The sequence below is a fragment of the Streptomyces sp. NBC_01426 genome (assembly GCF_036231985.1).
In the GTDB taxonomy this organism is placed as follows: Bacteria; Actinomycetota; Actinomycetes; order Streptomycetales; family Streptomycetaceae; genus Streptomyces.
This window is the reverse complement of record NZ_CP109501.1, coordinates 629480-641581: the sequence shown is the minus strand read 5'-3', so window position 1 is coordinate 641581 and position 12102 is coordinate 629480. Positions and strand designations below refer to the sequence as shown.

The window sequence follows — 12102 nt, the reverse complement described above, 5'->3', positions numbered from 1 at the left end:
ATGTCTGTTCTCCGTCCGCGCCCGGCGCGGATGACCGGTCTCCTCGTGACCACGACGGCGCTCACCGCCGGCCTGGTCAACGCCGGTACCGCCCAAGCAGTGACCGGTCCGGAATCCCCGGCGGGCCGGCACTCCTCCGTCGTCAAGCTGAACATCGGCGACGAGGCCAACAGCCGCGCCTGCACCGGCACCCTCGTCGACGCCTCCTGGGTCCTGACCGCGGCGAGCTGCTTCGCCACCACGCCTGGTCAGACGGTCCCCGCCGGCAAGCCCGCCCTGAAGACCATCGCGACCCTCAGCGACGACAAGGCCGTCGAGGTCGCCGAGATCGCTCCGCGCACGGATCGCGATGTGGTCCTCGCCCGCCTGGCCACCCCGGCCACCGGCCTCACCGGTGTCAAGCGCGCCACCACCGCGCCCACCGCCGGTGCGGACACGACCGCGGCAGGGTTCGGGCGGACGAAGACCGAGTGGGTGCCCGCCAAGCCCCACACCGGCGCCTTCACCGTCACCGCCGCGGACGCCACCACCCTGGCCATCACCGGCAAGGGCACCGACTCCCTCTGCAAGGGCGACACCGGCGGCCCGCTCCTCAACGCCGCAGGCGAACTCGTCGCCGTCAACAGCCGCTCCTGGCAGGGAGGTTGCCTCGGCACCAACCCCACCGAGACGCGCACCGGAGCCGTCTCCGCCCGCGTCGACGACCTGCGTGAGTGGATCGACGGGTACCGTTCCCGCGCCCTGGGTTGGAAGACCCAGGCCCTGGTGCAGTCGGGCAGCAGCCTCTACCAGGGTGTCCGTATGCCCGACGGTTCCTGGACCGACTTCACCGACGTCCAGGCCAAGGCCGGCAGCCTCAACGGCATCAGGTCCTCCGCGGCCGTCGGCATGAACGGTGACACCCACGTCCTCGCCGTCAGCAACAGCGGCGGGCTCTTCCACACCGTCCGCAAGCAGGACGGCACCTGGGGCACCTTCGGCGACGTGTTCTCCCAGGCCGCCACGCTCGGCAACCTCACCCAGGTGTCCGCCACGAACACCGGCTGGGACCTCCATGTCATCGCCGTCGCCGACGGCAAGGCCTTCCACACCGTCCGCACCGCGGACGGCCAGTGGTCGAAGTTCAAGGACATCTCCAGTGGCTCCGTCGGCAACGTGACGGCCGCGGCCACCGCGAGCGTCCGCGGTGAGCTCCAGGTTGCCCTCGTCTCCGGCGGCAAGGCCTACCACTCGATCCGCCAGACCAACGGCAACTGGCTGGGCTGGGGCAACGTCGCCCAGGCCGCCGGCAACACCGGCCCCATCAGCGCGATCAGCGCCGCCGGCAGCGGCGACGAGGCCCACTTCGTCATCGCCACCGACAACGGGGCCCGCCAACACCACACCATCCGCAACTTCAACGGCACCTGGGCCCCCTTCGGTGAGCTGAAGGACGTCCTGGGCACCGTGACCGCGAAGTCGGTCTCCGCGGCCGCCGTCAACGGCGAGGTCCAGGTTGCCGTGACCACCGCCGACGGCAAGGTCCTCCACACCACCCGCCACGCGGACCGCACCTGGGACTCCCCCGCGCCGGTGGCTCTCCAGGGCCTGCCCGCAGCACCCGGCCACCTCGCGATGACCCCCACCTGGAACGGCTGACCGAGAGCCCGGATCGACCGTCCGCCCGGCCCCGCTCGCACCAGGACCAGCGTCCCGGAGCGAGCGGGGCCGTGTGCCACGCGCTCCCGGATTCGCTGTCTTCGGCGGCAGCCCCCGCACGCACAACACCACGTCTCGCGCGTCATCGCGTACCCACTCGACTCCCCCAAGGAAGCTCCGCATGACCACGATTCTTCCCCGCCCGGCGCGGGTGACCAGCCTGCTCGTCACGGCGACCGCGGTGGCAGCAGGCCTGGTCTCGGCCGGCCCCGCCCAAGCGGTCACCGGCCCCGAGGCGACGGCCGGCGGGCACACCGCCCTCGTCAAACTGAACATCGGCGACGAGGCCGACAGCCGCGCCTGCACCGGCACCCTCGTCGACGCCCGATGGGTCCTGACCGCCGCGAGCTGCTTCGCTGCCACCCCCGGTGCGGCGGTGCCCGCCGGGGCGCCCGCCCTGAAGACCACCGCGACGTTGAGCGACGGTCGGAACAGGGGGATCGTCGAGGTTTCCGCGAGCGCCTCCGACCGGGACCTCGTGCTGGCCCGCCTTGCGGCCCCCGTCACCGGCATCGCCCCGGTCAAGCGCGCGGGCGCCGCTCCGGCGGCGGGCGGCGACGTGACGGCCGCAGGCTTCGGCCGGACGGCAACCGAGTGGGTACCGGGCAAGCCCCACACCGGCGGCTTCACGGTGAACTCCGCGGACGCCACCACACTGGCCATCACCGGCAAGGGCACCGACGCCCTCTGCAAGGGCGACACCGGCGGCCCGCTCCTCAACGCCGCCGGCGAACTCGTCGCCGTCAACAGCCGCTCATGGCAGGGCGGTTGCCTCGGCACCAACCCCACCGAGACCCGTACCGGAGCCGTCTCCGCCCGCGTCGACGACCTCGCGGCGTGGATCGCCCAGACCATCGCGCCGCGCCGGTCGGCGGCGGTCAACGAGGCGGGTGGCAGTGGCCGGATCCGGTGGGCGGACTGGGACGGTGACGGCAAGCCGGACTACATCAACGTCGCCGACAGCGGCAGCGTCGAGGTCTACCTCAACCGGGGTGGCGACGGCCGCGGCGGCTGGCAGGGCCTGGGCAAGGTGGCCGAAGGCGTGACCGCCGACCGCAACCGGGTCCGCTTCGCGGACTGGGACGGCGACGGCAAGGCCGACTACGTCGTCATCAACACCGATGGATCCGTGGAGGCCCACCTCAACCGGGGCGGCGACGGACGCGGCGGCTGGAGCGGCACCGGCAAGATCGCCCGGGGTGTCACCAACGACGCGAGCAAGGTCCGCTTCGCGGACTGGGACGGCGACGGCCGCACCGACTACCTCGTCTTCAACGACGGCGGCGCCGTCACCGCCTACCTCAACCGGGGCGGCGACGTGGTCCCGGACAACGGCTGGCAGGTCCTCGGCCAGATCACCACGGGCGCGACCAGTGACCGCAACCGGGTCCGCTTCGCCGACAACGACGGTGACGGCAAGGCCGACTACTTCGCCGTCAAGCCCGACGGCAAGGTCGACCTCTACCTCAACCGGGGCGGCGACGTCGTACCGAACACCGGCTGGCAGGTCGTCGGTCAGATCGCGGCCGGTCTGACCACCGATCACACCCGGGTCCAGTTCGTCGACTTCAACGCCGACACCCATGCCGACTACGTACTGGCCGGCGCCGGCAACAGCGCGTCCGTCTTCGCGTGGAACGGCGGCGACAAGGGCAACGGCTGGACCGACCTCGGCAAGGTCGCCAGCGGCTCCTGACCCCGGGCTCCCGCTCCTCCCGCCCCGCCGGGAGGGACATCCCGTACGGCTCGACGTGACCGACGTGACCGACGTGACCGACGTGACCGACCGAGCGTGATCGACCGAGCGTGTTCGACCGCCTCCGGTTCCCCCGCGGGGGAACCGGAGGCGGCGTCCGTTGCGCCCCTCCCCGGGCTCGCCCCGCCCCTCCCTCAGCACGGCTCACGTCTCGTGTCGTGCGCCGCCCTCACCCCCGAAGGACAGCACGACGATGCGACGCAGCACCTCCCTGGCCCTGGTCCTGACCGCAGGTGTCACCGCCGCACTCGGCCTGGGCGTCACACCGGCCGCCGCGGCCCCGCAGCCGGCCGCGCCGCTCGTGAGGATCATGCCGCTGGGCGACTCCATCACCGCCGGCGCGGGCAGCTCCGACGAGGCCGGATACCGTTCCCGGCTCTGGGATCTGATGACCGGCCAGTCCCGCTACACCGCCGACTACGTCGGCTCCGGCTCGTTCGGCACCACCGTCGACCCGGACAACGAAGGGCACAGCGGCTGGACCATTGGCGGGATCCGGGACAACATCGACCGGTGGCAGGCGGCCGCCGCACCCGACGTCATCCTGCTGCACCTGGGCATCAACGACCTCAACTCCCACAACGCCGACCCCGAGGGCGCCTCGGCCGAGCTGGTCTCGCTCATCGACCGCGTCCACGCCAACAAGCCCGGCGTCACCGTCATCGTCCAGGGGCTGCTGCCCGACACGCGCGGCCAGTACGAGCGTACGAACGCCTTCAACGCCGCCGTGCGGGCCGCGGTCTCCGCCCGCTCCGCCACCGGTCGGCACCTGACCTACGTCGAGCCTCCGCGCCTGAACCCTGCGACGGAACTGCCCGACGGGCTGCACCCCAACGACGCCGGGTACCGCAAGATGGCCGCCGCCTATCACCAGGGCCTGGAGCAGGCCGTCACCGACGGCTGGACCCGATCCGCTCCGGCTCCGCGGGCCGGCACCGAGTCGGGCGGCACCGGACGCGTCCGGTGGGCCGACTTCGACGGCGACGGACGGACCGACGAGCTGACCGTCGTCGACTCCGGAGAGGTCCGCGCCCGCCTCAACCGCGGGGGAGCGGGAGCCGGGACCTGGCAGGACATCGGCCGTGTCGCCACCGGCGTCACCACGGACCGTACCCGCGTACGCTTCGCCGACCATGACGGCGACGGGCGCGCCGACTACCTGTACATCGCCCCGGACGGCTCCGTCACCGCGTACCTCAACCGCGGGGGCGACGTCACCGGACCCAACGGCTGGGAGGGCATCGGCCGGATCGCTCGGGGCACCACGCCCGCGCACCAGCAGGTGCGTTTCGCCGACTTCGACGGTGACGGACGCGCCGACTACTGGAGGATCTCGGACTCCGGAGCCGTCAACGTCCACCTCAACCGCGGGGGCGACACCCCGGGGGCGGGCGGCTGGGTCGACCTGGGTCAGATCGCCACCGGCACCACCACCGACCGCGCGCGCGTCCGGTTGGCCGACCTCGACGGCGACGGACGGGCCGACTACTCCACCGTCAATCCGAACGGCAGCCTGACGACCTACCTCAACCGCGGCGGCGACCGCCATGGTGGCTGGCGCGGTGTCGGCCAGACCGCGTCCGGCGTCACCACCGCCCACGAACGCGTCCAACTCGCCGATCTCACCGCCGACACCCACGCCGACTACCTCGTCCAGGAGCCCGACGGCCGGACTACCGTCTACGCCTTCAACGGCGGCGACCCCTCCCCCACGGGCTGGACCCATCTGGGCAGGATCCCCGACGGTTCGTGACCACGCCCGCCGTGTCTGTCTGCGGTAGGGCTGTCGGTAGCCCCACCGGGGCACGTGGCCACCGGGTCGCATGGTCTCCAAATCAGCTGGGCACCAAAGGATTTGACCACACGTCACCGGATCACCGCTCACTTGGCCTGCAGGTCACTCCGGATCAAGGACATGGCGGAGGCCAGTCGGCCGATGCCCTTCTGTACCTCGCGGATGCCCTCGGAAGCCCTGGGCACGTCCTTCTTGGCGGCTCCGTCGACGCACTGGTTGCCGCCGTGTTCGAAGGCGGTCAGGGCTTCCGTCCAGAACCCCCGGGCGTTCTCGCTCGGGATGGTGTCGAGCTTCTTGGCCTTGCCGACCTCCGCCAGCAGTTCCTGGCAGGTGGTGCTCCAGACGTCCATCGGACGCATGCTCACCGCGTTGACCTGGCTCGCGGTGTCGGAGAGCCCCTTGACCCGGCTCTCACCCCCGGAGGACCACCAGTCCTCCAGCTTCTCGGCCGGGGTCGAGCTGCACCCGGTCAGCAGCAGCGCGGTGGCGATGGCGGTGGTCGCGACGGTGGATAAACGGACGCGGATGCGCATGGGCCCCCCTTGTTCGGTCCCGTGATGCTGTCAGGAACCACCGGAACCGGGTAGGGCCCGTGCCCGGATCGTTCACTTCCTCCAGAACAGGTGGTGCGTCACTCCGCTCGGGCTGGGAACGACGTCCAGGTGGAACCGGTCGAGCAGCTCATCGGGCGACTCCCACAGCCGCACTCCGGTCCCGAGCTTCATCGGTGAGACCGCCACGTGCAGGGTGTCGACGAGGTCGGCGTCGAGGAACTCCCGGATGGTGGTCGCTCCCCCGCCGAGGCGAACGTCCTTGCCCTGCGCCGCTTCCCGCGCCAGTTGGAGGACCGTGGCCGGGTCGTCGTCGACGAAGTGGAACGTGGTGTCGGAGAGGCTGAACGAAGGACGCTTGTGGTGGGTCATCACGAACACCGGGGTACGGAAGGGGGGCTCGTCGCCCCACCAGCCCTGCCAATCGTGGTCCTGCCAGGGCCCCCGCTGGGGCCCGAACTTGTTGCGGCCCATGATCTCGGCGCCGATGTTTCGGGGGTAGTCCCGGGTGAGGTAGTCGTCCAAGCCCCGGCTCCCTCCGGGGTCGGTGCGCATGGGCCAGCTCGCCGTGGCGCCGGCCCAGGCGAACAGCCTCCCGGGCTCGACATGGCCGAAGGGCCGTTCGAGGGTCTGGTCCTCGCCGGCGCCGATTCCGTCGATCGAGACGTTGAAGTTCTGGACTCTCAGCAGCTGAGCCACGTGTTCCTCCTGTGATCGCGACAGCGGTGATCGATTCAGAGGGTGGCGCGGGCGCCGCGCCTCTCTTGAGCATCATCGAACGAACACCTTGAACCGTTCCACCCGCCATTCCGTACGGCGGGGTCCTGGCTCGGTGGGCCGCCCGCTCGGCCTCCGCACCGTCCTCCACAAAGCCCTCCGCGTCCTCTTCCGGGCCGGGCCGTCCGGGCGGAGGCCGAGGGAGATCCCACGGGCATCGACGGCAACTGCCCCGACGAGTACACGAACGTCACGGTGGAGTGGGCCGTGCCGCCGGCGAAGGACGACTCGAAGCTCCTGCTGACCGTCACCAACACCGGGACCAAACCGTGCAAGCTGCACAGCCACCCGGTGCTGCGGCTGGAGAACGGCCACGGCCGGCTCGTGGGGGTGGGGGCCCGCTTGCCGACTCCATGCTTCCCCGCTTCCCAGCCCGGCCCCGATCCCGCTTGCCCACTCGCCCACTCAGGCGAACAGTTCGCCGAGCAGCTCGGGGCCGAGAGGGATCGGGGCCGGGCGGTAGGCGGGCGGCTGCGTACCCGTCAGCTCGCGCACGAGGAAGTCCCAGGAGCGCTTGCGGACGTAGGTCAGGCAGTCGATGAACGTGTGCTCGGCCCCCGGCACGATGAGCAGCTCGAAGTCCTTGTCGGCGGCGATGAGCCGGTCGGCCAGGCGCAGTGTGTGGTCCGGGTGGACCTGGTCGTCCAATTCGCCGTGGACGAGCAGGAGTTTGCCTGCCAGTCGGTCCGCGATGTCCACGTTGGAGGTACGCGCCCAGGCCTCGGGGTTGTCCGCGCCGTCGTAGGCCTCCACGAAACCCGGGTTGAAGTGGGGGGCGTCGTGGGAACCGGAGAGTGCGACCCCGGCCTTGAACACCTCGGGGAAGTCCAGCATGGCCCGCGCCGCGGCGAACCCGCCTCCTGAGTGGCCCATGACGCCGACCCGGTCCAGGTCCATCCACGGGCGGGTACGGGCCAGCTGCCGCAGCGCCGCGACGTGGTCGGCGAGGCAGCCGGCGTCGGCCAACCGGCCGTACGAGGCGTCGTGGAAGGACTTGCTCCGCCCCGGGGCGCCCCGCCCGTCCAGTGCCACCACCACGAAGCCCAGCGCCGCGAGGGGTTCGGCGTCGAGGCCCGTAGCTCCGGGGTCGAAGGACGGGGCGACCCGGTCGAGCTGCGGGCCGGGGTAGACGTTGTCCACCACCGGGTAGCGCCGGGCGGGGTCGAACCCGCGGGGTCGGTAGAGCACTCCGTGGATGTCCGTCACCCCGTCGGCCGCCTTGACGCGGAACCGTTCCGGGGCCGTCCAGCCGATGGCGGTGAGCTTGCCTGTGTCGGCGCGCTCCAGCTCGACCAGCACGCGCCCGGTCCAGTCCCGGACGCGGGTCACGGGCGGGGTGTCGACGGTGGACGCGGAGTCGATGAAGTACTCCTGGTGGTCCGGCAGGGTGACGACGTGGTCCAGCGCGTCGTCCGTGACCTTGGCGAAACCGGAGCCGTCCAGGGCGACGCGGCACACCGTGCGCCGGTACGGATCCTCGTCGACCAGCCCGGAGGCGGTGAAGTACACCGCCCCCTCGGCCTCGTCGACGCGCAGGATCTGCCGCACCGCCCACTCACCGGACGTGACCTGCCCGAGCAGTTCGCCGGTGCGCAGGTCGTAGCGGTACAGGTGACCCCAGCCGTCCCGCTGCGAGTACCACAGCACCTCGTCGGCGAGTATGCGTACGAGCGGCGGCTCGTACATCCACTGGTTGGGTTCCACCCGGGTGGAACCGGTCTCGCCGAGCACCGCGGTGACCTCGCCGGTGGTCGGGTCCATCCGGTACAGGGTGAGCGTGCGCAGGTCGCGCGGCCGGTCGAGGTAGTACACCGCCGAGCCGTCCGGGGCCCACCACGCCCACTTGGCCGTGATCGGCGACAGCTGCGGCATGAGCAGCGGTTCGGCCTGTGCGCGGACCACCGTTCGCTCGACGACGTCCAGCACGACCAGTTCGGCCAGCGGCAGGTGCTCGTCCCCGGCGTAGGCGTACCGCTGCGTGTGCAGGCGGGGGGCGCCGCCGTCGGCGGGCCTGGCTTCCACGAGGTGGGTCTGGCGGACTGCGCGCTCGTCGGTCCGGTGCGCCAGCACCTTCGTCGAGTCGGGCGACCAGGCAACGGCGGGCGGCAGGTAGGGGAGGCCTATCTTGCGCAGCAGGGTGCCGTTGGCCGTGCTCTGCGGGCCGGGGCCGTACTGGTGGTCGGGGGCGCCGTCGGTGGTCAGCGCCCACTCGCGGCCGTCGGACAGCGAGCGCGCCCACAGGTCGTGCCCTCGCCGGGACACCGCGATCTTCTTGTCGGGGGACGGCACTTCCAGGGGGTTGCCGGGCGGTGTGAACTCGGCGCGCTCGCAGACGTAGCCGTCCAGGCGGCAGCGCCAGTACTCGCCGAACGCGACGAACTCCACTGCGGTGTAGGCCAGTTCGATGGCCGTGAACGGCAGGGCCTCGGGGTCGACCTGCTGTTCGGAGGCCGCGGCCAGGGCGTCGGCGAGCCGCGCGTGGTCGAAGGCCGGCTCGCGGGTGCCGGCCGCCGGGTCGACCAGGACGAACCGGCGGCCGGCGCCCGTACTCACGGTGTACAAGAAGCGGGCGCCGCCGTCGATCCACTGGGGTCTGACCTTGTCGCCGATGACGAGCTCGCCGGGGCGAACGGGGCGGCGGAAGAGTTGTTCTGCGGCTTGGTAGTCCTGAGTGGTGGTCATTCTCTGTTGGCCCCTGTCGCTTTCGATCTCGGTGTCGGTGTCGGTGTCGGTGTCGGTCAGAGGCTGTGGGCGGTGATGTCGCCGTAGGTGGTGGTCGCGTGGAGGGTCAGCCCGGCGGTGGCGCCTTCGGTGTTCCGGAGTGCGTTGTGGATGCGGCCGTGGCCGGTGCCGGCGTCCAGGGAGGCGGACACCCCACGGGCCGCCCCGACCGAGATGTCACCGGCCTCGGTGCGCAGCGCGACCGTGCCGCTCACGGCCTCGGTGACGTGGAGGTCGCCCTTCTGCGTGGTGAGGTGGGCGGGCCCGGCCAGGCGGCCGACGGAGATGTCACCGGCGAGGAGGGTGAGGCGGGCGCTCGCGGTCTCGTCGAGCTTGACCGCGCCCTGCGCGCCCTCGAAGGTCACGTCACCGAGCCGGCCGACGCCCCGGAACTCGCCTGCGGCGGTCTTCGCCTCGACGTGGGAACCGGCGGGCAGTTGAACGGTCACCTCGACGGATCCGGAGGAGGTTCCCAGGATCCGGCTCTTCGCCGATGCGGCCTCGATCCGCAGGACTCCGTCGCGGTAGTCGACGGTGATCTGCTCGGCCGCCTTCACGTCGCGGCCCTTCGAGGCGTTCGCGGGGAGGATCTCGACGGCGGTGTCGGCGCGGTCGGCGGCGATGAACCGGATGCGGCCGGCGGGGATGTCGAGAACGGCGGAGATCGGGGCGGGGGTGTCGAACTTCAGCATGATGTCTTCCTTCGCTTCGTTGTTTCCGATGAGGGAAACGCTACGTTGCGTTCTACAGATCAGCAACGTACCTATCGAGCGAAGTAGCCATAATAGCAGCTCAGATGCCCAATATCGTTGCAACGGAATGGCACCTAATGCAACAACTGCTCTGCCGCTCGTTGCAATGGAATGAGAGTGAACGCTATGGCCGAGATGCCGGGGCCCCAGGAAGCGTCGAAGAGACGTACCGGGCCGACGGGGAGCAGCGGTTCCGGCTGGGCCCGCCGCCCGGCTTTCCGAGTGTGGACACCGGCATTTGGCGCTGAGGTGTCGCGCCCAGGCAACGCGGCATCGTGGTCACGCCGTGTTGGCGGGCGGTGTGGTCAGGGCGTGACGATGGCGAAGTCGGGGTCGGGGGTGTCGAGCAGGCTCGTGAGGGTCGCGAAGACCTGCGGGTCGCCTTGGACCTGTACGCCGCCCAGGCCCTTGCCGTCCAGGACGGCGAGCAGTTGTGGCTTGGTCAGGGTCAGGGTGAGGTCGGCGGCCGGGGCCGATCCGTCGGTTTCCGCGGCGGTATCGGTGCTGCGGTAGGTGAGGGCTCCGTTGGACAGCAGCAGGTGCCAGGTTCGGCCCTCGTCGGTGACGTTCCAGTTCATCGTGAGCTTCTCGTCCCAGGCGCGCGGCCCGTCAACGCGGATGGCGAGGGAGTCGACGAGCATGTCGACGGTGAGTGCCATCGCCATCTCGGGGTTGGTCGCGTCCAGCACGGTGTGCGCGATCGTGCCGCGCAGTTCCTGGGCCCCCATCAGGTAGAAGTTGCGCCAGGTGCCGTTCTCCGAGCCGTGGCCGAGCTTTTCGTACACCGATGCCAGTGCCTGCTTGGCGGCCGTGTCGTCGGGGGCGGCGAAGACCGCGTGCCCGAGCAGCGTCGCGGCGAAGCGCAGGTCCCCGGAGGCGGCGTACTCCTGGCCCTTGGCGACCAGTGCGGGAACGCCGCCGTAGTCGGCGGCGTAGCGGCGGGCCTGCTCGACCGGCGGGTGTTGCCACAGGTGGGCCGGGTTGCCGTCGAACCAGCCCATGTAGCGCTGATAGATGGCCTTCACGTTGTGGCTGACGGAACCGTAGTAGCCGCGGTTGGCCCACCGGCGCGCGATGGCCGGCGGCAGTTCGATCAGCTCGGCGATCTCCAGGCCGGTCAGGCCCTGATTGATCATGCGGAGGGTCTGGTCGTGCAGGTAGGTCCACATGTCCCGTTGGCCGGCCAGGTGCTCGACGATGCGGTCCCGACCCCAGGTGGGCCAGTGGTGGGAGGCGAACGCGACCTCGGTCCGGTCGCCGAACAGGGCGATCGTCTCGCTCAGGTAGTGCGCCCAGATGCGGGTGTCGCGGACCAACGCGCCGCGCAGGGTCAGGATGTTGTGCATGGTGTGGGTCGCGTTCTCCGCCATGCACAGCGCGCACCGGTCGGGGAAGTAGAAGCGCCCGCGTACACGTTCTCCGCCACCGCGTGCTCCAGGAACCCGGCCGGGGCGAGCACCGGTACCGGGGCGTGGCCGTGCGGCAGGATCGCGCGCGAGCCGCCGAAGTGGTCGCCGTGTGAGTGCGTGTAGATCAGCCCGGTGACTGGGCGGTCGCCGCGGTGCTCGCGGTACAGCGCGAGCGCGGCGGCCGCGGTCTCGGCGGAGATCAGCGGGTCGATGACGATGACACCGGTGTCGCCCTCGACGAGCGTCATGTTCGACAGGTCCAGGTTCCGGACCTGGTAGATCCCCTCGGTGACCTCGAACAGGCCCTGCTTGGCGCACAGCCGGCTCTGTCGCCAGAGGCTGGGGTGCGCGCTGTCGGGGCAGTCCGCGTCCAGGAACCCGTACGCGTCACCGTCCCAGATGACGTGGCCGTCGTCCGTCCGGACGATCGCCGGGTCGAGAGCGGCGACGAAGCCCCGCTCGGCGTCCTCGAAGTCGGAGCGGTCGGCGTAGTCGAGATCAGTCATGGGGAACGAATAACCCAAAGGGTGTCAATAAAGGGTGTCAATTTAGTCATTGCCGCAGCGGGTGGGGCGGGCGGATCGGGGCCCCACGCACCTCGGGAGCCCCGCAGTGTGCGCCCCCATCGGCGGAAGGGGTACGG

The 12102-nt window shown here is 71.0% G+C and carries 7 protein-coding genes and 2 pseudogenes; 4 read left to right on the top strand and 5 right to left on the bottom strand.

Features of this window, described 5'->3' with window-relative positions:
• From OG906_RS37180 to OG906_RS37170, 3 genes are all read left to right on the top strand, one after another.
• Positions 1–1638 (top strand): trypsin-like serine protease, encoded by a 1638-nt coding sequence (locus OG906_RS37180; RefSeq protein ID WP_329448723.1) that lies wholly within the window; start codon positions 1–3, stop codon positions 1636–1638.
• A gap of 181 nt (positions 1639–1819) precedes the next feature.
• A complete protein-coding gene (locus tag OG906_RS37175; RefSeq protein WP_329448722.1) occupies positions 1820–3394 on the top strand; it encodes an FG-GAP-like repeat-containing protein in 1575 nt (524 codons plus the stop codon).
• 253 nt (positions 3395–3647) lie between these two features.
• A complete protein-coding gene (locus OG906_RS37170; RefSeq protein ID WP_329448721.1) occupies positions 3648–5207 on the top strand; it encodes an FG-GAP-like repeat-containing protein in 1560 nt (519 codons plus the stop codon).
• Positions 5208–5335: 128 nt separating this feature from the next.
• On the opposite strand, the gene OG906_RS37165 is transcribed toward OG906_RS37170, so the two are convergent.
• Positions 5336–5782, bottom strand: a complete 447-nt coding sequence (locus OG906_RS37165) for a hypothetical protein (protein WP_329448720.1) — start codon at positions 5780–5782, stop codon at positions 5336–5338.
• A 72-nt stretch (positions 5783–5854) separates the two neighbouring features.
• Entirely contained in the window at positions 5855–6499 is a 645-nt protein-coding gene (locus OG906_RS37160; RefSeq protein WP_329448719.1) for a dihydrofolate reductase family protein, read from the bottom strand.
• Between the two features lie 273 nt (positions 6500–6772).
• Here OG906_RS37160 and OG906_RS43755 point away from each other — a divergent pair.
• Positions 6773–6907: pseudogene (locus OG906_RS43755) on the top strand (DUF4232 domain-containing protein); the annotation flags it as partial.
• Positions 6908–6982: 75 nt separating this feature from the next.
• On the opposite strand, the gene OG906_RS37155 reads toward OG906_RS43755, so the two are convergent.
• From OG906_RS37155 to OG906_RS37145, 3 genes and pseudogenes are all read right to left on the bottom strand, one after another.
• The gene (locus OG906_RS37155) at positions 6983–9259 is read right to left on the bottom strand and encodes a S9 family peptidase (protein ID WP_329448718.1); all 2277 of its coding nucleotides are present in this window, start codon (positions 9257–9259) and stop codon (positions 6983–6985) included.
• Between the two features lie 56 nt (positions 9260–9315).
• Entirely contained in the window at positions 9316–9990 is a 675-nt protein-coding gene (locus tag OG906_RS37150) for a DUF4097 family beta strand repeat-containing protein (RefSeq protein WP_329448717.1), read from the bottom strand.
• A gap of 365 nt (positions 9991–10355) precedes the next feature.
• Positions 10356–11965, bottom strand: a pseudogene (locus OG906_RS37145) (alkyl/aryl-sulfatase).
• Positions 11966–12102: the final 137 nt, after the last annotated feature.

Coding starts and splice junctions, on each gene's coding strand:
- OG906_RS37180 (WP_329448723.1), top strand. CDS start 1: ATGTCTGTTCTCCGTCCGCGCCCGGCGCGGATGACCGGTCTCCTCGTG.
- OG906_RS37175 (WP_329448722.1), top strand. CDS start 1,820: ATGACCACGATTCTTCCCCGCCCGGCGCGGGTGACCAGCCTGCTCGTC.
- OG906_RS37170 (WP_329448721.1), top strand. CDS start 3,648: ATGCGACGCAGCACCTCCCTGGCCCTGGTCCTGACCGCAGGTGTCACC.
- OG906_RS37165 (WP_329448720.1), bottom strand. CDS start 5,782: ATGCGCATCCGCGTCCGTTTATCCACCGTCGCGACCACCGCCATCGCC.
- OG906_RS37155 (WP_329448718.1), bottom strand. CDS start 9,259: ATGACCACCACTCAGGACTACCAAGCCGCAGAACAACTCTTCCGCCGC.
- OG906_RS37150 (WP_329448717.1), bottom strand. CDS start 9,990: ATGCTGAAGTTCGACACCCCCGCCCCGATCTCCGCCGTTCTCGACATC.